Source organism: Dongia deserti (assembly GCF_003574735.1).
Lineage (GTDB): Bacteria > Pseudomonadota > Alphaproteobacteria > Dongiales > Dongiaceae > Dongia_A > Dongia_A deserti.
Genome location: NZ_QORW01000003.1, coordinates 275,827 through 301,388, shown reverse-complemented (window position 1 = coordinate 301,388; position 25,562 = coordinate 275,827). Strand labels below are relative to the sequence as shown.

21 protein-coding genes are annotated in these 25,562 nt (G+C 62.2%); 11 read left to right on the top strand and 10 right to left on the bottom strand.

Annotation, left to right across the window (positions count from 1 at the left end; all coding sequences use genetic code 11):
• Nucleotides 1–72: 72 nt before the first annotated feature.
• The 4 genes from DTX69_RS06495 to DTX69_RS06480 all read left to right on the top strand — a co-directional run bounded on the left by DTX69_RS06495 (nucleotide 73) and on the right by DTX69_RS06480 (nucleotide 4,377).
• On the top strand, nucleotides 73–1,128 hold the full coding sequence (locus DTX69_RS06495) for an ABC transporter substrate-binding protein (RefSeq protein ID WP_119300694.1): 1,056 nt from the start codon (nucleotides 73–75) through the stop codon (nucleotides 1,126–1,128).
• Nucleotides 1,129–1,241: 113 nt separating this feature from the next.
• Complete coding sequence (locus DTX69_RS06490; protein WP_162916751.1) at nucleotides 1,242–2,372, top strand: ABC transporter permease; 1,131 nt, start codon at nucleotides 1,242–1,244, stop codon at nucleotides 2,370–2,372.
• Nucleotides 2,369–3,175, top strand: a complete 807-nt coding sequence (locus DTX69_RS06485) for an ABC transporter permease (RefSeq protein WP_119300692.1) — start codon at nucleotides 2,369–2,371, stop codon at nucleotides 3,173–3,175. Before DTX69_RS06490 ends, DTX69_RS06485 begins: the two co-directional genes overlap by 4 nt.
• A 32-nt stretch (nucleotides 3,176–3,207) precedes the next feature.
• Nucleotides 3,208–4,377, top strand: a complete 1,170-nt coding sequence (locus DTX69_RS06480) for a M20 aminoacylase family protein (RefSeq protein ID WP_119300691.1) — start codon at nucleotides 3,208–3,210, stop codon at nucleotides 4,375–4,377.
• An 84-nt stretch (nucleotides 4,378–4,461) separates the two neighbouring features.
• Here DTX69_RS06480 and DTX69_RS06475 read toward each other — a convergent pair whose 3' ends face one another.
• Nucleotides 4,462–4,920, bottom strand: coding sequence for a cupin domain-containing protein (locus DTX69_RS06475; protein WP_119300690.1), 459 nt, complete (start codon nucleotides 4,918–4,920; stop codon nucleotides 4,462–4,464).
• Nucleotides 4,921–5,172: 252 nt separating this feature from the next.
• On the opposite strand from DTX69_RS06475, the gene DTX69_RS06470 reads away from it, so the two are divergent.
• Nucleotides 5,173–7,008, top strand: a complete 1,836-nt coding sequence (locus DTX69_RS06470) for an alpha-amylase family glycosyl hydrolase (protein ID WP_284735587.1) — start codon at nucleotides 5,173–5,175, stop codon at nucleotides 7,006–7,008.
• Between the two features lie 318 nt (nucleotides 7,009–7,326).
• Here the strand turns inward: DTX69_RS06470 and DTX69_RS06465 are convergent, their stop codons facing one another.
• Nucleotides 7,327–7,833: a metallophosphoesterase family protein gene (locus DTX69_RS06465; RefSeq protein WP_284735586.1), complete on the bottom strand. Its 507-nt coding sequence runs from the start codon at nucleotides 7,831–7,833 to the stop codon at nucleotides 7,327–7,329.
• 17 nt (nucleotides 7,834–7,850) lie between these two features.
• Between DTX69_RS06465 and dinB the strand changes: the two genes are divergently transcribed.
• From dinB to DTX69_RS06450, 3 genes are all read left to right on the top strand, one after another.
• On the top strand, nucleotides 7,851–8,975 hold the full coding sequence (gene dinB, locus DTX69_RS06460) for a DNA polymerase IV (RefSeq protein WP_119300688.1): 1,125 nt from the start codon (nucleotides 7,851–7,853) through the stop codon (nucleotides 8,973–8,975).
• Nucleotides 8,975–10,234, top strand: coding sequence for a DUF763 domain-containing protein (locus DTX69_RS06455; protein ID WP_119300687.1), 1,260 nt, complete (start codon nucleotides 8,975–8,977; stop codon nucleotides 10,232–10,234). The genes dinB and DTX69_RS06455 overlap by 1 nt, the downstream gene beginning before the upstream one ends.
• 123 nt (nucleotides 10,235–10,357) lie before the next feature.
• Nucleotides 10,358–10,948, top strand: a complete 591-nt coding sequence (locus DTX69_RS06450) for a hypothetical protein (protein ID WP_284735585.1) — start codon at nucleotides 10,358–10,360, stop codon at nucleotides 10,946–10,948.
• 74 nt (nucleotides 10,949–11,022) lie between these two features.
• Here the strand turns inward: DTX69_RS06450 and DTX69_RS06445 are convergent, their stop codons facing one another.
• Nucleotides 11,023–11,859 (bottom strand): DUF1003 domain-containing protein, encoded by an 837-nt coding sequence (locus tag DTX69_RS06445; protein ID WP_119300686.1) that lies wholly within the window; start codon nucleotides 11,857–11,859, stop codon nucleotides 11,023–11,025.
• 210 nt (nucleotides 11,860–12,069) lie between these two features.
• Between DTX69_RS06445 and DTX69_RS06440 the strand changes: the two genes are divergently transcribed.
• Nucleotides 12,070–12,597 (top strand): cupin, encoded by a 528-nt coding sequence (locus DTX69_RS06440; RefSeq protein WP_119300685.1) that lies wholly within the window; start codon nucleotides 12,070–12,072, stop codon nucleotides 12,595–12,597.
• 645 nt (nucleotides 12,598–13,242) lie between these two features.
• Here DTX69_RS06440 and DTX69_RS06435 read toward each other — a convergent pair.
• Nucleotides 13,243–15,837, bottom strand: a complete 2,595-nt coding sequence (locus tag DTX69_RS06435) for a TRAP transporter permease (protein WP_119300684.1) — start codon at nucleotides 15,835–15,837, stop codon at nucleotides 13,243–13,245.
• 69 nt (nucleotides 15,838–15,906) lie between these two features.
• Nucleotides 15,907–16,890, bottom strand: coding sequence for a TAXI family TRAP transporter solute-binding subunit (locus DTX69_RS06430; RefSeq protein WP_119300683.1), 984 nt, complete (start codon nucleotides 16,888–16,890; stop codon nucleotides 15,907–15,909).
• A gap of 134 nt (nucleotides 16,891–17,024) precedes the next feature.
• Between DTX69_RS06430 and DTX69_RS06425 the strand changes: the two genes are divergently transcribed.
• A complete protein-coding gene (locus DTX69_RS06425; protein WP_119300682.1) occupies nucleotides 17,025–17,876 on the top strand; it encodes a MurR/RpiR family transcriptional regulator in 852 nt (283 codons plus the stop codon).
• Nucleotides 17,877–17,879: 3 nt separating this feature from the next.
• On the opposite strand, the gene DTX69_RS06420 is transcribed toward DTX69_RS06425, so the two are convergent.
• Nucleotides 17,880–19,202 (bottom strand): aspartate aminotransferase family protein, encoded by a 1,323-nt coding sequence (locus DTX69_RS06420; protein ID WP_119300681.1) that lies wholly within the window; start codon nucleotides 19,200–19,202, stop codon nucleotides 17,880–17,882.
• A gap of 106 nt (nucleotides 19,203–19,308) precedes the next feature.
• Between DTX69_RS06420 and DTX69_RS06415 the strand changes: the two genes are divergently transcribed.
• On the top strand, nucleotides 19,309–20,163 hold the full coding sequence (locus DTX69_RS06415) for a BKACE family enzyme (protein WP_119300680.1): 855 nt from the start codon (nucleotides 19,309–19,311) through the stop codon (nucleotides 20,161–20,163).
• 61 nt (nucleotides 20,164–20,224) lie between these two features.
• Here the strand turns inward: DTX69_RS06415 and DTX69_RS06410 are convergent, their stop codons facing one another.
• The 4 genes from DTX69_RS06410 to DTX69_RS06395 all read right to left on the bottom strand — a co-directional run bounded on the left by DTX69_RS06410 (nucleotide 20,225) and on the right by DTX69_RS06395 (nucleotide 25,214).
• Nucleotides 20,225–21,157, bottom strand: a complete 933-nt coding sequence (locus tag DTX69_RS06410) for a hypothetical protein (protein WP_119300679.1) — start codon at nucleotides 21,155–21,157, stop codon at nucleotides 20,225–20,227.
• 71 nt (nucleotides 21,158–21,228) lie between these two features.
• Nucleotides 21,229–21,501 carry an acyl carrier protein gene (locus tag DTX69_RS06405; RefSeq protein ID WP_119300678.1) on the bottom strand — a complete coding sequence of 91 codons (273 nt, stop codon included), beginning with the start codon at nucleotides 21,499–21,501 and terminating at the stop codon, nucleotides 21,229–21,231.
• On the bottom strand, nucleotides 21,498–23,417 hold the full coding sequence (locus DTX69_RS06400) for an HAD-IIIC family phosphatase (protein WP_119300677.1): 1,920 nt from the start codon (nucleotides 23,415–23,417) through the stop codon (nucleotides 21,498–21,500). Before DTX69_RS06400 ends, DTX69_RS06405 begins: the two co-directional genes overlap by 4 nt.
• 9 nt (nucleotides 23,418–23,426) lie before the next feature.
• A complete protein-coding gene (locus tag DTX69_RS06395; RefSeq protein ID WP_284735584.1) occupies nucleotides 23,427–25,214 on the bottom strand; it encodes an MBOAT family O-acyltransferase in 1,788 nt (595 codons plus the stop codon).
• Nucleotides 25,215–25,562: the final 348 nt, after the last annotated feature.

Below are 25,562 nucleotides of genomic sequence, written 5' to 3'. Positions count from 1 at the left end.
TCACCAGGGAAAAACGTGAGAATAGATTTGATCAAATAATAGCGATGTTAATCAGCGGAAGGGAGCAGGATCATGAGGATGAGATGTGCGCTAGGCGCGGCGATGTTGATGCTGGCAGTTCCGGCGGTCTCCGTGACGTGGGCGGAGGAGGGGCCGATCACCGTCGTCGGGTGGGGCGGGAACTGGGACAAGGCCTATAAGGAAGGCGTCTGGGATCGCTACACCGAGAAGACCGGCACGAAGATCGTGATCGAGGAATGGGCCGGCGAGATCGCAAAGGTGCGCGCACAGGTGCAGAGCGGAAATGTCGTGTGGGATCTGGTGGCCGCGGAAGCACCCAGCGTCGAGATCGGCTGTGCCGAAGGGCTGTTCGAACCGCTGCCGGCGTCGGTGACAGGTGATCCGGCCAGCTATCTGCCCGGCACGATCCATGAGTGCGGCGTCGCCTCCGACACCTGGGCGACCATTCTCGCCTACAATGCCGATCGGATTAAGGGCGAGGGGCCGAAGAGCTGGGCGGACTATTGGAACGTCGAGAAGTTTCCCGGCAAGCGGGGCATGCTGGCGCAGGCGCAGTACACGCTGGAGAATGTCATGATGGCCGACGGCGTGCCGCCTTCGGAGGTCTATAACGAGTTGCGCAAGCCTGGTGGCGTGGACAGGGCGTTCGCGAAGCTGGACCAGATCCGGCCCCATGTCGTCTGGTGGAATACTTCGACGCAAGCGATGCAGAACCTTGCGTCCGGCGAGGTCGTGATGACCGATCAATACAATGCGCGCGTGTCCAACGACATCGAGAAAGAAGGCAAGAACTACGTCATCGTGTGGGAGGCCGGTTTCTTCTACGGCACCGATCTGTGGGCGCTGGTGAAGGGCGCGCCGCACCGCGAGGCGACGCTCAAGCTCCTCACCTGGTTCTCGGAACCGCAGAACCAGGCCGGCTTCTCCAACCTCTACGCCTATGGTACCGGGCGCAAAGAGGCCGCTGATTTCGTGGCGAAGGAAAAGCTCGATCAGTTGCCGACCGCGCCGCACCACATCAAGCATGGCGCAAGCTACGACGACGCCTTCTGGGTGGAGAACAAGGAGTCGCTCGAGGAACGGTTCAAGGCTTGGCTGGCGCAGTGACCGGCACGGCCGTCTGGACGGGCGCGCCATCTGCATTGCGCGCTCGTCCTTTCGCGCGTCGATTCCGCGGCTGGGGATACGCGGCCTGCGTCGCTCCGCTGGTGATTTTCCTCGTGCTAACCTTCTTGTGGCCGCTGGGCAGGTTCCTGTACCTGGCGGTCGATAATTCCGACATTGTCGACAACCTGCCAAGAACGGTCGCCGCGCTGGCCACGTGGCAGCGTGCGGACGGTGTGCCGGGGGAAGACGTCTTTGGCGCCCTGGCGCAGGATCTGGCCGATGCACGCAGCCGGAAGACCGATGGCATTGTCGCGCAGCTGATCAATCAGCGGCTGGTCGGCACCCGCTACCTGATCTTGAAGACCGCGAAGCTCGCCGAGGAGGGCGCTTTCGAGACGGCGCCACGCGCGGCCATGCTGCAGCACTTTCCGGAATGGAACCGGGTCGAGGTCTGGTCGACGATCGCCGACGATTCCGCCCGGTTGACTGATTTCTACCTGCTCTCCAGCCTTGATCTGCGCAGGACCGCCGAGGGGTCGGTCGCGCCGGCACCGGCGGGTCAGGCAGTGTTCGTGCAAGTGCTGCTGCGGACGATCTGGATCAGCGTCGTCGTCACCCTCGTCTGCGCCGTCGTGGCGCTTCCAGTAGCGCATGCCATTGTGGCGGTCGGCCCGACGGCGAGCAGGGTGTTGATCGCCCTCATCCTGTTTCCGCTGTGGACGTCGCTTCTGATTCGGACGGTCATCTGGATCATCCTGCTGCAGGCCAACGGGCCAGTGAATGGCGGACTGCAGTTTCTTGGCATCATCGTCGAGCCGCTGGACCTGATCTACACGCGGACATCGCTCTACATCGCCATGGTGCAGGTGCTGCTGCCCATGATGATCCTCTCGATCGTGGCCGTGATGCGACGCACGCCGAAGGACTACATGAAGGCGGCCCTGTCCCTCGGGGCGCCCTGGTTCACGGCCTGGCGGCGCGTGCAACTGCCCCTGATCATGCCGGGAATCCTGGCCGGATGCGGCATCGTCTTCGTGTTTTCGCTCGGCTACTACATCACGCCGGCGCTGATCGGCGGGCCGAAGGAGCAGATGATCTCCTCCTTCATCGCCTTCTATACCAACAACACGTTGAACTGGGGGTTGGCGGCAGCTCTCTCCATCCAGCTCCTGCTTCTTCTGGTGCTGACGTGGTGCGCCCTGATGCTGGGCCGGGGCCTGGTGGCGCGGAGGAGCGCAGCATGACCTTCCGCGCGGAACGCGTCCGGCGCTGGGCGATGTATTCCCATACCCTGTTGGTGCTGGCATTCCTGCTTCTGCCCTTGCTGGTCATAGTCCCGGTTTCCCTCACCAGCGGGAACACGCTGATATTTCCAACGCCCGGGGTCTCCTTGCGGTGGTACGAGGAAGTCGTGACCGATCCCCGCTGGGTCGGTGCGTTGTGGAACTCGCTACTGGTCGGCGTCTCCTCGACGATGCTGGCCACCATCATGGGCGTACTAGCGGCGATCGGCCTCGCCTGGGGCTCATTTCCAGGCCGCAAGCTGATCTATGCCGTCGCCGCCGCGCCGCTGGTCGCGCCGATTGTCATCGTCGGCGTGGCATCCTTTTCGTTCTATGCGACCCTGGGCTTGGTTGGAAATCGGCTGTCGTTGGTGCTGACCCATGCCGCGCTCGCCGTTCCGGTCGTGCTCACCACGGTTACCGCCAGCCTCGCTGGCTTCGATCGCACCTTGATGCGTGCTGCCGCCTCACTCGGCGCCGGCCATGCTCAAGCCGTGGTCCGCGTGCTGCTGCCGCTGATCGCGCCGGGCGTGGCAACCGGAGCGTTGATCGCCTTCATCATTTCTTTCGACGAGGTGGTGGTGGCGAGCTTCCTGTCGGTGGCCGAGCAGCGCACGTTGCCGCGGCTAATCTTTAGCGGCGTACGGGAATCGGTCAGCCCCGCCATAGCCGCCGCTGCCATTCTGCTCATCGCGTTCTCTGCCTGCCTGCTGGGGCTCGTCGGCTGGATTCAGTCGCGAAGCAAGCGCGGCGCCAGGTTATAGTGCCCATTCATCCATGGAACGTCAGGGGCCATATGCAGATCAATGAGTCTGTCCAGGGCATTCAAAGCGAGATGACCGAGTGGCGGCGGCACCTCCATGCCCATCCTGAGCTGGGGTTCGAGGAGCATGCGACCGCGCACTTCATTGCCGAAAGGCTGCGCGGCTGGGGCATCGATACGGTGACGGGGATCGCTGGCACAGGCGTGGTTGGCACGCTCCGCGGTGCTCTTGGACCTGGCGACGCCATCACGATCCGTGCGGACATGGATGCACTGCCGATGACCGAGCTGCAGGACCATCCCTATGCATCCCGACATCCGGGCCGGATGCATGCGTGTGGCCACGATGGCCACGTCGCCATGCTGCTGGGCGCTGCCCGTTGCCTCGCTTTGCAGCCGAAGTTCAAGGGCACGGTACATTTCGTGTTCCAGCCCGCGGAGGAAGGGCTCGGCGGAGCGAAGGCGATGCTGGAGGAAGGACTGTTCACGCGCTTCCCTGCGGATGAGGTCTATGCGCTGCACAACTCCGAGCGGCCATTCGGGCAGGTCGTGATCTATGACGGAGCGGTGGCCGCCAGTGCCGACCAGTTTGAAATCGCGATCACCGGACGCGGCGGCCACGCGGCGACGCCGCACTTCGCTATCGACCCTATCCCGATCGCGGCGCGTCTTATCCTTGCGCTCGAAGCGATTCCCGGCCGCGAGATCGAAGCCGCCAAGCCAGCGGTCGTTTCAGTCACACAGATGCGTGCGGGCCGCACCTTCAATGTCATTCCCGAGCAGGCCGTGATCGCCGGAACCGTCCGGACCTTCGATCCAGAGGTGCGCGATCGCCTCGAAGCGGCCATCCGCCGCACGGCTAACGGGCTGGCCGCCGCCTTCGGCGCCACCGCCACCTGCTCGTACAACCGGATCTTTCCGCCAACCATCAATAGCGCGCCACAGGCCGATTTCATGGCCTCGGTAGCCGACGATGTCGTGGGAGACGAAAACGTCTTGCGCAATCCGCCGCCTGAGATGGGCTCGGAGGATTTCTCCTACATGCTGCAGGTGAAGCCGGGTTGCTACTTCTTGCTGGGACAAGGTGACACCGGTCATCAGGCATGCGCCCACGATCCGCGCTATGATTTCAATGACGCTCTGTTGTCGATCGGCGCAAGCCTCTGGGTCCGTCTCGTCGAGCGGCGACTAAGGGTCGCTTGATAGATTGAAAAGCGGCAACTTCATCTGCTGGAACAAGCAGACGGAGCAAGGCATGCAGAGTCGTCATAAAGAAGATGCGTCGTGTCAGTCCTTGTGGATTGGGTCAATCCACTTGACGGTTTCTGGACGCTCGACCGGTTCCACGTCGAGATTGACCACCACTGCTTCGCCGTCGCTCCGGACCAGGACGCATTCCAGCTCTTCGTTGGGGGAGGCGTTGATCTCCTGATGGGGGACGTAGGGAGGAACATAGATGAAATCCCCGGGCCCGGCTTCAGCGACGAATTCGAGTTGCTCGCCCCACCGCATGCGAGCCCTGCCGCGTACCACATAAATGACGCTTTCGAGGGGCCCGTGGTGGTGCGCGCCCGTCTTGGCATTCGGATGAATGTGAACGGTGCCAACCCACAATTTCTGAGCACCGACACGTGCGTAATTAATGGCCGCGCGGCGATCCATGCCCGGAGTTTGGGCTGTATTCGCATCGAGCGAATCACCAGGAACTACCCGAACGCCGTCATGCTTCCATTTCGATTGGGTCATCGTCTTTTCCTCTGCGTCCCGAAAATGGTTGGCAAGAACCTATCGGTCCGAAAAAAGAGCAGGCCGTACTGCCACCACCCTTAGGTATCCCTCCTCCGCAAAGAGAACGTACCATAGTAGTTATTGAGCAATGGCGCGACCAGCAGCTTCGCAGCTGTGCATAGTCGCGGCCTCTTCAATCCGACCCGGATGGACGCGATCCTGACAAAATGCGATGATAGCCGATCTCCGACTTGAGGCGGGAGCGGCTCCATGCTTGATATGATGGAGACAACTGAGCCCGTGCGCGGTGCGCCGTCGTCAAGACCAGGAATGGGGTCGCGGCTGTTCCCCGGCGGGGTGTCCTTCCGTGTGTGGGCCCCGAACGCCGATGCCATCGCCGTTGTCGGCGACTTTAATGATTGGGGGGATGATCGTAACCGGCTTGTTCACGAGGGCGGGGGCTATTGGTCGGGTGAGGTCACCGGTGCCCGCGCGGGCCAGCGATACGGCTATGTCATCTGGAATGGTTCGCAGCGCCTCGAGCGTAAGGATCCCTATGCGCGCGACGTTGATCATTCGAATGGGCCTTCCGTCATCGTCGATGTCGATAGCTTTGACTGGGCCGGCGACGCCTTCTGGATGCCGGCCTGGAATGAACTTGTCATCTACGAAATGCATCTCGGCACCTTCAATGACGTGCAAGGCGGAGAACCGGGAAATCTCGCAATGGCGATCGAGCGCTTGCCCCATGTTGCCGAGCTCGGCGCGAATGCCGTTCAGATTATGCCGCTCACGGAGTTCCCCGGTGACTTTTCATGGGGTTACAATCCCAGCGACATCTTTGCCGTGGAAAGCAAGTACGCCGGCGCAAATGATCTGAAGGCCTTCATCAAGGGCGCACATGGCCTCGGACTCGCGGTCATCATCGATGTCGTCTACAACCACCTGGGGCCGAACGATCTGACCACGTGGCAGTTCGACGGCGAGCTTGAGCCCGGAAAGGGTGGCATCTACTTCTACAATGATTGGCGATCTTGGACGCCGTGGAGCGAGACTGGCAGGCCAGATTACGGGCGCGGTGAGGTTCGCCAGTACCTGCGCGACAATGGGCTTTACTGGCTAGATGAATTTCACGCTGACGGTCTGCGTTGGGATATGACGCTCTACATCCGCACCGTCTTCGGAGACCAGGGCGACCCGGGCCAAGCCCTGCCCGACGGTTTCAGCCTGATGCAGTGGATCAACCGCGAGATCGGCACGCGCTGGCCCTGGAAGATCAGCATCGCGGAGGATCTGCAGGACAATCCGTGGCTGACGCGGGATGTGGATGCTGGTGGTGCGGGCTTTGGATCGCAGTGGGCGGCAAACTTTGTTCATCCGGTGCGCCGCGCCCTGATCGCCGGCCGAGATGAGGATCGAAGCATGGCGGACCTGCGTGAGGCGATCAGCAGCCGCTACAATGGTGATGCCTTCGAGCGCGTGATTTACACAGAATCGCACGACGAGGTCGCCAACGGCCGTGCCCGTCTGCCGCAGGATATCGCGTCGCAGGACCCTGGCGGCTGGTTCGCACGGAAGCGATCGGCCCTCGGTGCGGTGTTGGTCTTTACGGCGCCCGGAATTCCGATGATCTTCCAGGGGCAGGAGTTCCTCGAGGATGAGTGGTTCCGGGATATAGACCCTCTCGACTGGTCGAAGAAGCAGCGGTTTGTGGGGATCTTTCGACTGTATCAGGATCTGGTTCGGATGCGGCGAGATCGCGCGCGGTTCGCAGGCCTCCAAGGACACAGCGTCAATGTTTTCCACTGCAATGATGCGGATAAGGTGATCGCCTTTCACCGCTGGGACCGCGGCGGCGCTGGCGATGACGTGATTGTCGTGCTCAATCTCGCCAACCGCGCTTACGACAGCTACACGATCGGCTTTCCGCGCCCTGGCGACTGGCGCGTGCGCTTCAACAGCGACTGGTCCGGATACAGCTCAGATTTCTCCAACCATCCCGGCTATCACATGGTCGCTAAGCCGGGCAGGTACGATGGCCTGGATTTTCATGGCGCGATCGGAATCGGCCCCTATACCGCACTGGTCCTTACCCAGGAGCATTGATCTGTTGCAATCGAGGGTCCACGCCGCGAGGGAAGGCGCGGCTGGCTGACGCAGTGTCGCGCCTTCGTGTGCCGGCACTTTGCGTTCGCGGCGACTCCGTCGAGGGCTTGGCAAAATCAGGACGACCATCGGCATTGGGTACTCTTGAGGAGCCAACAGCCATCGATCTGCTGCTAACTGATGTCATCATGCCCTGCGGCATGACCGGTCGCCAGCTGTCGTATGAAGTCAACCGTCGCCGGCCCGGCCTCAAGACGCTGTTGGGCTTACGAACCGGCTCGGTCGCACCTAGGGCGACGTCTGGCCGGAGCCATCCGCTCATGCCATTTGGAGTTCCACCACCCGCGCTCTAACGGAATGGCCCGCAATATCGAGTTCCGCTACCGTAATCGGCAATTTGAACCGGCGGGGACCGGAACTGCCGGGGTTGACATAGAACACTCCGTCTCGCTCCTCCACCGACGGCTGGTGCGAATGCCCCGACACAACGACCTTGAATCCGGCTGCAACAGGATCGAGGTCCAGCTCCGCCACGTTGTGGAGGACGTATATAAAGACGTCGTCCACCTGGAGAACTTGCGATTCGGGGATCGCTGCCGCCCAGGACCCCCTGTCGTTGTTGCCTCGTACCGCCGTAACCGGCGCCAAAGCATTGAGCTCTCCTAGTACGTTGGCCTCTCCAATATCGCCGGCGTGGACGATGTAATCGCTTCCGCGCAGAAACGTCACTGCCTCGGGCCGCAACAGACCGTGAGTGTCAGAGATGAGACCTACGCGTGGCACGATACACGGCTCCGGGAAAAGTAGTTCACCTTCCGTTCTCATCCTGCTACATTTCGTTCATGTCCGCAACCGCCGTCCGCAAGATCATTCACATCGACATGGACGCGTTCTATGCGTCGGTCGAACAGCGCGACGATTCCACGCTGCGCGGCCGGCCTGTTGCGGTCGGCCACGGCGCGAAGCGCGGCGTCGTGCTCGCGGCAAGTTATGAGGCGCGGGCTTTCGGAGTCCGCTCGGCGATGCCATCGACCAGTGCACTACGCCTCTGCGCCGATCTCGTGTTCGTGCCCCCGCGCTTCGAGATCTATCGGGCCGTCTCGAGCCAGATTCAGCAGATCTTTGCCGAGTACACGTCCCTCGTCGAGCCGCTGTCGCTCGATGAAGCCTATCTCGACGTCACCGAAAATCGACGCGGCCTGCCGAGCGCTTCCGCCACTGCTAAGGAGATTCGCGCGCGTATCCTTGAAGAGACGCAGCTCACGGCGTCGGCCGGGATTTCGTACAACAAGTTCCTCGCCAAGCTCGCCTCCGACCACCGCAAGCCGAATGGTCAGTTCGTGATCGCACCGGAAATGGGCAGTGCGTTTGTCGAAACGTTGCCGGTCGCGAAGTTTCATGGCGTGGGGCCCGTGACCGCGATGAAGATGCAGAAGCTCGGCATCGAGACCGGCGCGGATCTCCGGTCGGCGCCGCTGTCTTTATTGCAGCAGCATTTCGGAAAGTCGGCAGCTTGGTATCGCGCCATTGCGCATGGCGAGGACGATCGCCCCGTGGTGGCCGATCGCCCGCGCAAATCATCCGGGTCGGAGACTACGTTCCAGGATGACCTGACAGAACCAGGGCCAATCGAAGCCGGCGTCCTGGCGATGGCGGACGAGGTCTGGGCCTGGTGTGCGAAGGCTAAGGCGTTCGGCCGAACAGTGACCGTCAAGGTCAAGTTCGCCGATTTCCACCAGGTCACGCGCAGCCGCAGTTTCAGCGCGCCCGTGACCAACCGCGATCTGCTGCGACAGACAAGTCTCGACCTGATCCGATCGCTGTTACCTCCGTCTCAGGGTATCCGGCTTGTGGGCGTCACGGTGTCGAATTTCCCAGAGGAGCAAGAGTTTTCTGGCGACGATTTGCCCCTGTTCGCCAGGGACGAGCACCGCCGGACGGCCCCTGTGCTGGCGGAGGCCACCTGATGGCCAGCCGTGCCGGCAGCGCCGATCTCCCGCTTCACGGCGGTCGTGTGCCCAAATGGCTGGGCGATCGCATGACGCGCCTTGGCGCCGTCATCAGCGAAGCGATCGTCATCGAATATGGCCGCGATGAACTGCTCCGTCGGCTCGCTCATCCCTTTTGGTTCCAGTCGTTCGGCGCCGTCATGGGCATGGACTGGCATTCATCCGGTATCACGACGAGCGTGCTCGGCGCATTGAAGCGAGGCCTCACGCCGCTGTCCGGCGAGCTCGGCATCCACGTCTGCGGCGGCCGCGGCAGGTATTCGCGCGATACGCCGGGCGAACTCATGGCCGTCGGTGATCGTGTGGGAGTCGATGGCGCCGCGCTCGCCAAAGCGAGCCGGCTCATCGCCAAGGTCGATAGTGCCGCGGTTCAGGACGGTTTTGATCTCTACCTGCATGGTTTCATCGTGACGGATGATGGGCGCTGGGTAGTCGTCCAGCAGGGCATGAACGGGGACCGCAGGCAAGCACGGCGGTATCATTGGCTCTCCGAAGGCCTGCAGAGTTTCGTCGATGCGCCCCATGCCGCCATCGACGGCGTCGATCAGGGCGTGATCGTCAATCTCACCGATCGACGAGCCGAACTGTCGCGGCACAGCCAACTCGACCTTCTCCGGAACCTCGGCCCCGACGCGATCGTCCGCGAATTCGGCAAAGCCGAGGGCAAGGGTATGCCGGCCGCGCAACCTGTGCTGCCACATCTGGTCATGCCCGATCATCATGACGTTCGCGCCAAGGACGTGGTCGCCCGTCGCTTGCACGGCAATCTGGCCGCTGCAGCCGATTGCGGGCCGAAGGACTTTTCCGAACTCCTGCTCGTACTTGGCGTCGGCGCGCGTACTGTTCGCGCGTTGGCGATGGTGGCTGAGGTGATCCATGGCGCACCGTATCGGTTCAGCGACCCAGCTCGGTTCTCCCTGGCACATGGCGGCAAGGATCGACATCCGTATCCGGTGCCACTGAAGGTTTACGATCGCACGATCGAAGTCATGAAACTTGCGGTGCGGCGCGCGAAGCTCGGACATGCCGAAGAGCTGGCGGCGCTCAGGCGTCTTGATGATCAGGCGCGTTACTTGGAACGGCGTGCATCGGGACCATCTCTCGAGACGCTTCTCGCCGATGAGCGCGCGCACTCGCATGAATACGGAGGTCGCAGTGTGTTTGGTGACGAACTTCCACCAAGTGCCGTTTTTGCGGTCCGCAGTCGCGCGTTGTGACTACACGAATGCCGATTTATGGGCACGGATTCCTTGTTACAGGTATTTGACGTGAACGCGACCCGTCGCCAGAGCACTACCGGTCTTCGCCGATTGGTGGACCTCCAGGAGCAACGCGATTGGATGCAGAGCCGGACGATCTTGCGCGACACCGACGAGCGCGCGGATTCCCCGGAGTTGCGTCTCAAGTACGTCGCGCGCTTTGAGAAGCTGCTCCGCCGGCCGCAGGCGCAAGAGGTCCTGGAGATTCTTCGACGCTACGGCCGCGACTGCATCCCGATTCCGCGCAAGACCGAGCGGCAGTACTGGTCAGTCTCCTGCTTGCCGTCGACCCCAGGCAAGGCGCTTGTTCGCGTCAATGCGAACTGGATGGAGCTTTTCGCACTCTACGCGGACGGCGAGGGCATCCGTGCGAAATTCCTGGTGCATCTTTCGGATTTCACCACGGACCATTCGCTCGAGCGGGCTCAGGTGGACATATCCTTTCTTGAGCGCTCCGCCGCGATGCCGGAAGACGTCGGGTATTTCTTCCCGCGCGGCGAGGATATCTTCGGCATCAAGGTTCGCGGCTGCCGCTCGATCGGCAAGTTCCTCGCGACGCGCCGCGTCTTGCGCGCCATCCGGGCTTTCAATCTGACGCACATGAACCGAGGCCGGAACGCTTACCAGGCCAGCCATTGCTACAGCTTGGCGGATTACATGCTGGCACACTGAGCGGTTTCATAGCTCGATTCACGCGCGAGCGCGGCCCCGATGTACGGCGCTTGAGAGGAATCTCGATCAGGATCTCAGCGGCGCAAACCTGCTTCCAGCTGGTGCAGACGGCTGAGCAGCACAGTGTGCAGGTGATCGACCTTGTCGTGCAGGTGCGAGACCTCGAGCTCGGCCTTCAAATTGACCTCAAAATCGACGTCGGCGCGGATGCGGTCCTTGGCCGACTGCCGGTTCTGGCTGAGCAGCACGATGACCGCAAGGAAGATCGCCTCAAGCGAAACACACATCGTCAGAAAGCCGAATGGATATGGGTCGAAGTCGGGCAGGCCCGGTATCGTATTGATGCCGATCCAGATGGAGAACCAGACGGCATGAAGGGCGAGGAACGAGAGGCTGCCGCTGAAGGCGGCGATGGCATCGGTGATGCGCTCCAGCATGGTCAGCTTCGTTTCCGTCTCCTCGTTCGCGTTGCGGGTCGCCATCTGCCGCAGGCGGTTGGTGGTGGCACGCATGCGGCCGCCCATGACTGCCATCATGTCGAGTGCCGCTTCAGGGCGGCGGCGGACGAAATCGATCAGCGCAGCGCGGTCGAGGACGAGCAACTCGGCATCCTCAAGGACCGTGGCGTGGGCGTTGCGGGCGCCGTGGTCCAGCAACGACAATTCGCCGAACAGGTCACCGCGCGAGGCTGTGGTCAGCACAAGCTTCTGGCCCAGCTTGTCCGTCGTCGCCAGTTCCACCTGGCCGGAGCAGACGACATACATCCGCTCACCGGGCTCCCCTTCCTGGAAGATCATGTAGCCGGTGGGAAAACTGGCTTGTTCCATCATTTGCGCCAGGGCGGCGCGCTCGTCGGTATCCAGCAGCTGGAACAACGGCACTTCGGCGAGCAAGGAAACGAGAGGCGACATGCAGATCCATCCTATCCAGTGAGCCGGGATCCCCCGGATGGCTCCATAAGCCACACCTATAGTTGCGTTGTTCTGCGTTTGCTGCAACACAGAAGGGGCTGCCGGGAACCGGCAGCCCGAATAGGATGTTGACCCTTGTTCCGCATGGCATCCCGAGCAGGCGCATGATGTTCAAGAGGTTGTCCAGTCCGCTATTGGAGGGAGAATCCGATGACTGACGCCATCGCTACGGCGCCGAAGCCGGAGGCGTTACGGTTGGGACCAAACGGCTGGGTACCGAACAACACGCGCTTGCCGGTCCTCCTTTATCGAAATGTCTTCGACATCTCCGACCAAGATCCCGCGGCCAGGTTTGAAGCCACATTCAATCGCAACGGCTGGCCCGCCGCATGGCGCAACGGAGTCTATTCGTATCATCACTATCACACCACCGCACACGAGGTGCTTGGCTTCGCTGCTGGAGCCGCCCGGCTCATGCTCGGCGGTCCAAATGGTCGCGAGGTTGCGGTCAGTGCCGGTGATGTTGCGCTGCTGCCCGTCGGCACGGCGCATTGTCGGCTGGAAGCGACCGCAGACTTCCTGGTGGTCGGGGCTTATCCACCCGACCAGAGCCCGGACCTCTGCCGTGAGGCGCCAACGCCAGAGATGGTTGCGCGTATCGCGCGCCTGCCATTTCCGCCCTCCGACCCCGTCGCTGGGACGGGTGGGCCGCTCACCTCGCTCTGGCAAGCAGCCTGAGCCGGTTACCGCCATCACTACTCGGTGTGCGGGGGTGCCCCCGACGGCCCAGCTTGGATCGGCTCCGAATGGATGATCCATGAAGAATACCCAGGTTCCATCGGACAGCCGGCGGTGAACCTCCATGCCGTGGTGATGCACTTCGGTTGGCTTGCCGTCCTTGTCGACGCCCTTGATTAGCCACTGCGACCTCGTCATGGCGAAGTCGCCGGCCACCGTCGTATGGTGCGTGATCACATCCATGTGCGGCCTGAGGCCGATATAGGCAGCCATCGTCTTCCGGATGCCGTCCGCGCCGCGCGCAACTGTGGTCTCGCCGTGAACCGCGTCGACCTGAACGATCGAGGCCTCGGATGATACATCGCCGCTGCGGCTTCGACGTCGTGCGCGTTGAAGGCGCGCGCAAGCCAGAGATTACAGAGTTCGGGAGATGGAGCGCCCATGGAGAGTCTCCGCTTTTTGAGGGTCAAATCCAGCGATCCCCTGGCGACGGGTCAAGCATCTGCAGGACGGAGTGTAAGTCAGCAGCGAACGCAGAGCTTATTGCGATTTCGCCAAGGGCGGGTGCATTGTTGCAATGCTACTGCATGCGACACAGCTTGAGTGTCCATCGCATCGGCAAGAGTGGCGGGAAGCGCGATCGGATCACCGGCTGGGCGTGCGCACGGGCTCCGCCGTTCTGGCTCGCCGTCGAGCAAATTGCAGCGCCGCGATCGCCCCGGCGATGGCGAGACTGATCCCGATGGGGATGGCGATGGAGGGCTGGTCGGCCTTCTTCACGACGGCCACGATATCGTATCCGACCTCGAGCCCGATGCGCTTGGCATAGGATCCGAAGGCGACGTTCGTGATCACTAGCGTGTCGCCCGCCGGCGTGACGCTGAGGCCCGCTTCCTGCAGCCGTTGCATCGGATCGCCGGCCTCGTCGAGCCGGACGTTGACGGTCTTGCGGACATCATCGCCCATCAGGTTGATGCCTTCGACGACGAAGGAGATCCTGCCCTTGGGCGGCGCCTGCTCGACTGCGGCGAGGAACTCGGAGGCGGGCACCTCCTCGTACGGTGGAGAGAACTGGTTGAGCCACCAGTCCGGCCGGAACAGCGTGAAGCAGACCAGCAGCAGAACCGCGCTTTCCCACAAGCGCGATTTCGTCACGAACCAGTTCATGGCAGCAGCGGAGAACAGCAGGATGGCGATCAGCGACGCCGTGGCAACGAAAGCCGTATGAATCCAGCCCTCGTTGTCGATCAGCAGCATCGCCGGATTGAAGATGAAGACGAAAGGCAAGATCGCGGTGCGCAACGAGTAGAAGCCGCCCTGGAAGGCGGTGGCGATCGGATCCTCCTTCGAGATCGCGGCCGCGGCGAAGGCCGCGAGCCCGACCGGCGGCGTGATGTCGGCCATGATGCCGAAATAGAACACGAAAAGATGGACCGCGATCAGCGGGATCGCCAGTCCGGCCTGCGCCCCGAGATCGACCACGACCGGCGCCATCAGGGTCGCGACCAGAATGTAGTTGGCGGTGGTCGGAATGCCCATCCCGAGCACGAGGCTGATGGCCGCGATCAGGATCAGCATCAGGATGACATTGCCGCCCGAGATAAACTCGACGAACTCCGTCATCATCAGGCCAAGCCCGGTCAGCGTGATGGTGCCGACGACGATGCCGGCAGTTGCGGTCGCGACCGCAATGCCGGTCATGTTGCGGGAGCCAAGCGCCAGGCCGTCCACCAGATCGGCGGCCGCCGCCCGGATGGCGGGTGCAAGCGACTGCTTGCGGAAGAGCGCCATCAGCGGCTTGCGCGTCACGAGAATGCCGATGATGGATACCGTTGCCCAGAAGGCCGACAGGCCAGGAGATAACTGTGCCACCATCAGGCACCACAGCAGCACGGCGATGGGAATGAGGAAGTCGAGACCCGTGCGCGTGACGTCCCAGGCGCGCGGCAAATGCTCGATCGGCGTGTCCGGATCATCGAGGGCGAGATCCGGAAACCGCGCGGCATACCAGATCGTCGCCACATAGAGCGCGATGCCTGCAGCACTCAGCAACCACGGTGCCGCGGCGCCGAACAGGGCTTCGATGGCCAGAATGCCGTAATAGAGGATGCAGATGGTCGCGATCGTGCCGGAAAGGCCCAGGCCCATTCGCAGGAGCCGCTCTTTCCTTGGCGCCACGGCCTGAGGAATCGGCTTGAGGCCGATCTTCACTGCCTCGAGATGGACCATGTAGAGCAGCGCCAGATACGAGAAGATGGCGGGCAGCACGGCGTGCTTGACGATCTCCGCGTAGGGCACGCCGACATACTCGACCATCAGGAAGGCGGCCGCGCCCATGACAGGCGGCATGATCTGGCCGTTGATCGAGGCGGAGGCCTCGATCGCGCCCGCTTTCACGCCCGAAAGGCCGGTCCGCTTCATGAGCGGGATTGTGAAGATGCCGCCGGAGACGACATTGGAAACGGAGGAGCCGGAGACGACGCCGTTCAAAGCGGAGGAAACAACCGCCACCTTGGCCGGGCCGCCGCGCAGGTGGCCAAGCAGCGCGATCGAGATCTGCATCATCCAGTTCCCGCCGCCGGCCTTTTCCAACAGCGTGCCGAACAGCACGAACAGGAACACGAAGCTGGTCGATACCCCGAGTGCGATGCCGAACACGCCCTCCGTCGTCAGCCATTGGTGATTGAGGAACTTGGTGACCGAGGCGCCCTTGTGCTGGATGACGTCCGGCATCCAGGGCCCGGCGAAGGTGAAGAAGATGAACACGCTGGCGACGACCACCATCGGCAGGCCGAGCGTGCGGCGCGTCGCCTCCAGCAGCAGAAGGATCCCGGCGCCGCCGGCGAGGAGGTCGAGCGTCGTCGGCTGGCCGGGCCGCCCGGCGAGCGCGTTATAGAACAGGAACAGATAGGCGCCCGCGAAGGCACCCAGCACCGCCAGGATCCAATCCTGCACGGGCACTTTGTCGCGCGGCGAGGATTTCAGGGCCGGGTAGGCAGTGAAGGCCAGAAACAACGCGAAGCCGAGATGAATGGCCCGCGCTTCCGTGTCATTGAAGACCCCGAACCCGACGACGAAGGGCAGGGGCGATGCGTACCAGAGCTGGAACAGCGCCCAGGCAAGCGCGATGCAGAGCAGGAGAGTCCCGACGGCTCCTTTGGGCGCGCGGCCGCCGGCATCGACATCCGCGACCAGTTGCTCAAGATCGACGTCGGCCGGCTGCTGCCTGGATCCGCTCATGAGGCCTCCCAAAGCCGGACGGGACCGGCGGGCCGCTCCAGCCCGCCGGTCCCGGTCGGATCGCGCAGCTTACAGCCAGCCCTTCTCCTTGTAATATTTCTCTGCGCCGGGATGCAGCGGCGCAGAGAGGCCATCCTTGATCATCTTGGCGGGATCGAGATTGGCAAAGGCCGGATGCAGCGCCTTGAACTCGTCGAAATTCTCGAACACCGCTTTGACGAGCTGATAGACGGATTCTTCGGACGTATTCGCTGAGGTGACCAGGGTCGCAAGCACGCCGAAGGTCTGGGTATCGTCGGGGTTGTTCTTGTAGAGACCGCCCGGGATGGTCGCCTTGGCGTAGTACGGGTTTTCGTCCACCAGCTTGTCGATGGCCGGGCCGGTCAGCGGAATGAGCTTCGCAGCGCAGGTCGTGGTCGGGTCCTGGATGTTGGCCGAGGGGTGGCCGACACCATAGAAGAAGCCGTCGATCTTGCGGTCGCACAGAGCCGGCCCATGTTCATCCGCCTTCAGTTCCGAGGCGAGCGAGAAGTCCTTGAGCGACCAGCCCATGGCCGCAAGCAAGCGTTCCATCGAGGCGCGTGTGCCCGATCCGGGATTGCCGACATTGAAGCGCTTGCCCTTGAAGTCCTCGAACTTGGTTACGCCAGAATCGGGGTGCGCGAGGACCGTGAACGGCTCCGGATGAACGGAGAACACCGCACGCAGATCGGTGTGGGCACCGCCCTCCTTGAAGCTCTCCTCGCCGTTGTAGGCGTTGTACTGCACGTCCGACTGGGCCATGCCGAAGTCGAGCTCGCCGGCCTTGATGGTGTTGACGTTGAACGACGATCCGCCGGTCGATTCGACCGAGCAGCGGATGCCATGCGTCTTGCGATCCTTGTTGAGCAGCCGGCAGATGGCGCCCCCTGCGGCGTAATAGACGCCGGTAACGCCACCGGTGCCGATCGTCACGAACTGCTGCTCCTGCGCGACTGCGCCATCTGTAAGCAGAAGCGCGGCCGACAAGGCAGCAATCTGCGCGCCACGACCGATCATTCGGTTGTGCTTCATCTTATCCTCCCTTGGTGCTCTCGCGGGCCATTGGGCCGGCCCTTGATCTTTGTGTCAACGGTTCTCCAACCTATGATACAATTGTTTCAGAAAGTCAACGTAGAGGAATATTTGTTACATGGCGGACGAGACCCATGAACTATGAGACGGTCCAGTCACGTATCCTTGCGCAGCTCCCGGAACTGAGCGCAGAGCTGCGCAAGGCCGCGCGGTTTCTGGTCGATCATCCGGACGACGTGGCGCTGGTTTCGATGCGCGTCCTCGCCTCCCGTTCGGGTGCGACGCCGACAACCTTCGTGAGGCTGGCACGGCGCCTGGGGTTTGAGGACTGGGCAGCACTGCGGCGACCATTCGAGAGTCGGCTCCGCTCCGGCAGCATGCCCTTTGCCATCAGGGCCGACGCCCTGGTCCAGCGGGGCTCGCAGGCGGTCTTCGTGGATTCGCTGAAAGCGGCCGCGGCCAATCTGGCGGCAGCCGGCAATGGAAGCAGGGAGGTTGGCAAGGCCTGTTCCATCTTGGAACGGGCGGAACGGATACGGGTTGCCGGTTTCCGAAGCTGCCGCGCGCCCGCGCATACGCTGGTCTACCTGTGCCGCATGTTCTGCCGGGATGTCGCGCTGCTGGGCGGGGATGGCGGTGCGCTGGAGGCGGAGCTTGCCACCATCGGCAAGAAAGATGCCGTGGTGGTGATCGGGTTTACGCCTTATTCGCGGGAGCTTGGGCCGGTGGTGGAGACTGCCCGTCGGCATCGCGCGCCCGTTGTCGCCCTTGCCGACAGCATGGCCGCACCGATTGCCCGACATGCCGACGTCACCCTGCGCTTCTCGACGGAGAGCCCGTCATTCTTTCCGTCGATCGCGGCGGCCGTCGCAATCGTCGAGGCCCTGGCCGCCACCATGCTCGCGCGCCGAGGACCTGCTGCCGCGGTGCGCGTGAGAGAGGCTGAAGCGGTGCTCCGCGCGCTGGGTGCCTATCTGCCTGACTGACCGTCACGCAGTCGCGGCATCGATCGCATCGCCGAGACGTTCCACCACCAGGTCGATCGCGGTCTGATCAATGATGAAAGGCGGCGCAAGCAGCACGTGGTCGCCGCGCACGCCATCGATCGTGCCGCCACCGGGATAGATCACCAGTCCGCGCGCCATCGCCTCCTGCTTGACCCGGGCGTTCACTTTGCGTTTCGGGTCAAAGGGCGTTTTCATCGAGCGGTCCTCGACCAGTTCCACTCCCATCAGCAGTCCCCGGCCGCGAACGTCGCCGACGTGAGCATGATTGCCGAAGCGCTCGCGCAAACGCCGCGTGAGATGGGCGCCCATCGTCCTGACGTTGGCCAACAGATCATCCCGCACGATCGCTTCCTGCACAGCCAGCGCAGCTGCACATGCCATCGGATGGCAAATATAGGTGTGACCGTGCTGGAACGCGCCGGACCCATCGGCAAAGGCCTTGAAGATGCGTTCGCTGAGCAGGACCGCGCCAATCGGCTGATAGCCGCCGCCGAGCCCTTTTGCGATGGTCATCAGGTCAGGGGCGATGCCATCCTGCTCGGAAGCATGAAGCGTGCCAGTGCGCCCCATCCCGCACATCACCTCATCCAGGATCAGAAGAATGCCGTAGCGATCGCAGATCGCGCGGATGTGCTTGAAATAGTCCGCGACCGGCGGCACCGCACCGGCCGTCGCGCCCACGACCGGCTCGGCCACGAAGGCCAGCACCGTTTCAGCACCGAGCTCCAGGATCTTGTCCTCCAGTGCCTGCGCGGCGCGCGCGGCGTAGCCTTTGTCGGTTTCCCCAGGCTCCTGGTATCGGTAGGCAAAACAGGGCGCGATATGGTGCGTCTCGATCAGCAGCGGCCGGAACTGAGCGCGCCGCATCTCGTTGCCGCCGGTCGCGAGCGCGCCAAGCGTGTTGCCGTGATAGCTCTGCCGGCGGGCGATGATGTTGCGCCTTTGCGGCTGCCCCAGTTCCACAAAATACTGCCGCGCCATCTTGAGCGCTGCTTCCACCGCTTCCGATCCGCCGGAAACGAAATAGACATGGCTGATCCCTTGCGGCGCGCCGGCGATTAGCCGCTCGGCGAGCGCTTCCGCCGGATCATTGGTGAAGAAGCTCGTATGGGCATAGGCCAGCCGATCGGCCTGAGCATGGATTGCAGCAGTGACATCCGGGTGGCCATGGCCAAGGCAGGACACTGCCGCGCCACCGGAGGCGTCGATATAGGATCGTCCATCCTGATCGAACAGGTAAATGCCTCTGCCGCCGACTGCTGTCGGCAGATTCATGCCGATCTGGCGGTGCAGGATGCGGGTCATGTGACACTCCGGCAGCAACTGTGCTCAAGATGCACGATAGGCGCTTCACCCTGGCTATGCAACATGTGTTACACTGCGTTAGAAATTGAAACAATTGAGTTGACTGATGGCCACCCATGATCCGATCGATCCGAATGGCACCTTGCCGGTCGCGATTGCCGTCGCTCCGAATGGCGGCAGGCGCACCAAGGCCGATCATCCGGCCCTGCCGCTGACCCAGGAGGAAATCGCGGCGACAGCGAGCGCGTGTCTCGATGCCGGCGCCTGCATGATCCACGTCCATGTTCGCGATCGAAGCGGCGGCCACCTCCTGAACGCGGATGCCTACCGGACCGCAATCGCGGCAATTCGCGCCGCAGTCGGGGAGCGGATGGTCGTTCAGATCACGAGCGAGGCCCTGGGCATCTACAGATCGGACGAGCAGATGGCGGTCGTTCGTGACGTGCGCCCCGAAGCGGTCTCGCTGGCACTGAGGGAGCTCGTGCCGGATGCGAGCCACGAGTCCTCCTTTGCCGGCTTTCTCGCCTGGCTGAGGACCGAGAGGGTGATTCCTCAGATCATCCTTTATTCGCCGGAAGAAGCGGTGAAGCTCGCTGCACTCAAGGCGCGCGGTCTGGTGCCGTTCGAGGACGTGCCGGTGCTCTATGTCCTGGGCCGCTACACGGCTCGGCAGCGATCGACTCCTGCCGACCTGTTGCCTTTCCTTGCGGCCGAGATCCCGCGTTTCGCCCACTGGAGCGTGTGTGCGTTCGGCGTTCGCGAGAACGCGTGCGTCACCGCCGGCGCCTTACTCGGCGGCCATGTCAGGGTGGGCTTCGAAAACAATCTTTTGCTGCCGGACGGTTCGATCGCTCCCGACAATGCCGCCCTCGTTGCCGGCGCGCAGGCGGCCATCGGCACATGCGGCCTGCTCGCCGCAACCGCTAACGAGCTGCGCGCGGCCTGGAATCGGACGGCCTGACGATCAAAGCTGGATCATTATCCAAAATGCCGCGGATGATGCGCCCGTCTTCTCCGCGATGTCATAGACCTCTATTGGCACGAAAGTGCTCGACAATCGCGCTGGTTAGGATCGTCGCTGCAGACCAGCGGAGATGGACGGCATCGATGAATCCTGATGAGTCAATGACGCGCGCAGCGTCTGCATCCCAAATTCGCGCACGCGTACCGGTTAGCGCATCGGTGAGCTGCCACACAACGTGCTTCGTGAAACGGCGGTCGGCATCGTACTGAGCGTGCCAATCGGGATGAATCGGTGTGACGACGACCATGAAGGATCGGCCCTGCTCAGCGAGCGTCGTGGCCAAGGAGCGAAGGGCGGTGAGGCAAGCTGGATCCGGATCGCGCATTCGGCCATAGAACAGGCCCCGATCCTCTTTCGTATCAAACGGCTTGTCGCCGTATTTGGTGAATCGTCTACTCACCTTCAGAATACGCTCCTGTTCGCGCTCCGACATCTCCCTCATGACGTTGTGATGAAGCGATATCGGATCGAAGTATCGCAGGTAGAAGCTCCACATTGGCGCGCCTTCGAATGTGAACTCGTTGGCATCGACTGGGTCGAATATCTGCCCGGTGCCCTTGCAGGCCTTGAAGTCCATGGGAGACACGATCAGCAGGACGCCCCGAATGGCAGGCCAACGGCTTATCATCCAATCCGCGACGAAGGCCGACTGATGCACCATCAATCCGCAGAAACCACCGTTCAGCGGTTGTGCGCCGGGAATCCCGCTGGCGATGGCGGCGCTATCGATGTTGCGCCAGGCGATGGATGAACCGATCACCACAAAATTCGGCTCTGCGGGTGGATTCCTGCGAAAGAAGAGCAGCTTCTCATCGGTGCATATGTTGTTTGACAATGGCGGCGGCGGGAGATAGCCGGTGACGTATAGGGCGCCATAGGTGGCGCAGAACACCGCCAGGGCGGCAATCGCGCCGCCAAGGATCGCGATCATGTATCTCACAGGGCTCGCCACAAGAGCTTTGTGGCCGCCGAACGAGACACCCGCTGCTTGCCTTTCAAGCCTCATCCCCCATCCTTCCCAGCAGCCTTTGAATCGACTAGACGAGATTGAATCAGCTGCACGAAATCGCCGACATTGCGGAGCGACTCCAGTTCCGCAGTGCGGAACCTGATTCCGAAGTGCATCTCCGTCGCCACGACGAGAGTAACATGAGCCTGACTGTCCCACCCATCGATGTCATCGGCCGTTGTCTCGGGACGGAGTGTGATCGTCTCGTCGTCGAAGACGTCATGAAACACGCTCGACAACTCGGAAAAGATCTCTTGCTCGGTCATGACAGTCTTTCCACCGTTATGAAGTGGCGCGGCGGAGGCGTTTGGATGTCAAAGCGCCAGAAGCTCGCACTATTGGACTCGTCCCGTGGCGCTGACGCCGGCGCGAAACCCAGCTTCGCATAGTGGTCGGACACCAGTCCATTCCGCGGGGTCGGACGATATTCGCCGATCAGCGACTGCGCGCCGCGATTGGCCGCTTCGTTTGCCAGCACTTCGAGGGCAGCCGCCTCAACCTGCCGACCGAGCACCCGGCAGCTCATGAGCCATGTGTCAATTAGGAACGCGTTCTTGCCCCAGTGCACATCGGGCCGCGCGAGGATGACACTGATCAGGCCGTTGTCGCCGAAGCGATCCTTCAGCCTGAAGCACATGGCCAGGATCGCAGGATCGTCGACCAGACGCTGGAGCTCGGCTTCCGTGTAGCGACGTGTCGTCAGGTTGAACTGATTGCTCTTGTTGATCAGTTGCGAGGCGCGCGGCAGATCGACTGGCCTGATCTCCGAAGCGATCAGTGTCATGGACAGGTTCTTGAGATATCCTTCCATGTCGGTCGTGCGCGCCAGAACTGCCTGCCGCTCTACGTTCGCCTGATAGGCGCGAGCCCTCATCACGTCATCGGATGTGAAGGAGGCTGCCTCGAAATACCCTGCATCAGCCAAGCTGCCTGGGTAGTTGGCGACATCATCCGGCAGCTCGGGAACGGCGACCATCGGCAGCTCGCGACGGACGATGTGGCGCTCGGCGGGGTTGTCGTCGACAAAGACGAAACTGTCGAGCCCGAGGCCGAGCTCTTGCGCGATCCGCCGCAAATTGCTGGCTTTGTCGTCCCAATTCGCGACGAAGCTCGCAATATCCGTACGGTGCAGCACCATTTCCGGGTGCTCCGAGAACGCAGCCTCGGCGGTGGCAGGATCGTTCTTGCTGCAGATTGCGAGCGCGATCCCACGTTTGCCGAGCGCCGCAACATAGCGCTGGAATTCCAGATAGGCCTCCCCGAGCGGGTCGCCTTGACCCAGTCGGATGCCTTCGACCCCGTCATCCCCGACCACGCCGCCCCAGATCGTATTGTCCAGATCAAGCACGAGGCACTTGCGAGACAGGCCAAGCGATGCCGCAATGATTCGCGCCACCCAGTCGCCGTATTGGGGAGCGAAGTGCGGCGCCACCAGCTGTTTTGCCTGGTGCCACCGAACGGGATCTCCAATCGCCTCGTTGCCCCAACGCCGCCCGAGCCACGCTACATCGAGCAGCAGGACGCCTTCCTCGCGTGCTGCAGACCGAACGGCATCGTTCAGCCGCTCAACGAAGGCGCCCGGGGAAGCGGGGACAAGGCCGTCATAAGAGCCAAAGAGGGTTGGGGAGCTTGCAACGAACGTCTGCTGGATCACTTGGGCGGCATATCTTTCCCGCCCCGCGCGCCAGAGTACCCGCAACTCGTCAATGTGCTTAACGATCGCTTCAGTGACCTCCGCTTCTGACGCGCTCAGCGCGATGTCCGATGTGTAGTCGCGTGCATCAAGCGCCAGCAGCAGGAACTGTGGCGCGAAGGCAACGAGATCGGGATTGGAGTCCAGCAGCGCTTGCCGATAGAGCCCATAGGGACCCACGTGTGTGGACAAGGTAGTACGGCGCCCCAGACCGGCAATGCGAATTGCCGGCACCAAGTGGTCAACCGTGTGAGACGAGAGGACTGCCAGGCGAGCCTGCCGCAACTGCAGCGCCGACAGAAGATTGGGCGCGCTACTCAGGTGCTGCGCTGCTGTGCGATCCAGCTTTTCGGTCGCGACGAAGTTCCGGCGGTAGTTGGCCAGCTCCACCAACCGAGACAGTTTTTCTTCCGGATCGGCCACAAGGCGCGCCGCCTTTAGCGCGCCGGCGAAATCGGGGTGGATGGGTAGCCAGGCGAGCTGCTCCATTTGAGCGCCTCAGAACTGGAAATACAGGAATTCCATCGGCGCAGCCGAGATGGCGCGGATAATCAGGAAGAACCCGAGCCAGCCGACAGCAAGGCCGACGATTGCGTTCGGGCGCCAAACCACGGCCGGGAACGCGATCTGCAACGAACTCGGCTTTGGCTGTGCCGTGAGTGCCGTGCGGTAGTGGCGCATGAGCTGCTGGGAGTTGGGCATGGTCCAGACGATGGCGAGCAAGCCGACGATCCACATCATCTGCGCAGGGCCGAAATACTCCAGGCTGGCTATCGACAGGTTGAGTGCGTCGGCGATGGCCGCGGCGCCAGGCAGCGAGATGGCCGGTTCCGGAAGAACAATGCCGTGCCCGCCGGTCATTCCGGTCAACAGGTTCAACGCTGCCGGCACGTTATCGGCCCGGAAGAACACCAGCGCTATGACGACGCAAACGAAAGTCAGCAGCACCGACGCCACGACCGCGACAGGGCGATTGCTGTCGATCGGGAAGCCGAGGCGCACTTTGACAGCGCGCCACGCATGGTTGATCGTCAGATACGCTCCATGGACCAGGCCGAATACAGCGAACTGCCATCCGGCTCCATGCCAGACCCCGATCACGAACATGGACAGGATTGTCGGGAATGCCACCAAGCTCATGAAGGCGCCCGCCGGCATGATGCTGCGCTTGGGCAGCGGCAAACCCTTGCTCGCGCGCCGCCGCGTCATGCGGACCACGACGGGATTGTAGATGTAGGCTGTCACAAACCTGGTAAGGGTCATGTGCCAACGCGACCAGAACTCGATGATGTTGCGCGCCTTCAAAGGGCTGTCGAAATTCGGCGGCAGGCTGATACCGAACATGAGGCCGAGGCCGATGGCCATGTCAGTGTATCCGGAGAAATCGAAATAGATCTGCAGCGTGTATGACACGGCGCCACTCCACGCCTCGAGAAAGGTGACCGGCACACCGTCCGCGGCGGCCTCGTATACCGGCCGCGCAAAGGTGCCCATTGTGTCGGCGATCGCCACCTTCTTGGCCAGCCCGATCAGAAACAGCGTCAGGCCGACAGCGATATTCTCCATCTTTGGCCGGAACAGGTTGGGGTCGTTGAACTGCGGGAACATCTCTCGGTGATGCGTGATCGGCCCCGCGATCAGATGCGGAAAGAAGGTTATGAAGAGGCAATAGTTGAGGAAGTCATGCTCGACGACCGCACCATCGCGCGCGTCAACCAAATAGGCGATCTGCTGGAACGTGAAGAATGATATGGCCAGCGGCAGGACGATATTCGGAATCGCCCAGTCCAGACCCGCAAGCTGATCGACCGTCTGCACCAGAAAGCCGGCGTATTTGTAATAGCCAAGGAGCGCCAGATTGGCCGCGACACCCAAAGCCAGGAGCGTCCGGCTCGGCTTGCTCAACAGCAAGCCTCCGAGGACGTAGTTGAAAATCATGCTGCCCAGGAGCAGTGGCAGGTAAATCGGGTTCCACCACGCATAGAAAAAGAGCGACGCCCCGGTGAGCCAGATGCCCACCAACCGCTGGTGCCCAAGTCTGGACAACACAAAAAACCCTGCCAGGACGACAGGAAAAAAACCAAAGAGAAATGATGATGAGTTAAAGAGCATCAGGGCCCTCTTGCCAGCGTCTTGTCCCCCTCCTTCGCTCCCCAAGGTGACGGGTTGGTTTGCGTTCCCTGGTGCCACAAGCGCAAACAGCCATCTGCGTGCCTGCCTGTCGAGGCACTGCGCTTCGATCGTCTCCCTTACTAACGCACGGTTTAATAGTTTTTCCTGCGACAATTCAGAAACAACGAAACGGTCAAGCGCAAAAATGAGTGATCGTCGAGAAAGTTGCGGTGTAGAAGTGGAAGCGGCGGACCTGCAGCTGCGGAATGTTTGCGTCTGTGGATCCCTTTTGGGTATGAGCGCATAGGCGCCATTCGCGAGCCAATTTGGGGTCGGGCGTGATCTGCCGGACGGCCACGCGCCTTTGATCGTTGAAAACGGGCAATACAGGGTCGGCGGCTTTGGGGATCCGTCGCTTTGAGCGGCAGGCGGAGGGCACTGTGACGGACTGCCTGGCTATCAGTCAAACCGCGCGAGCACATCTTTTCTCCCCTGTGTCGCTCAAGACTGAATGTGAATCAA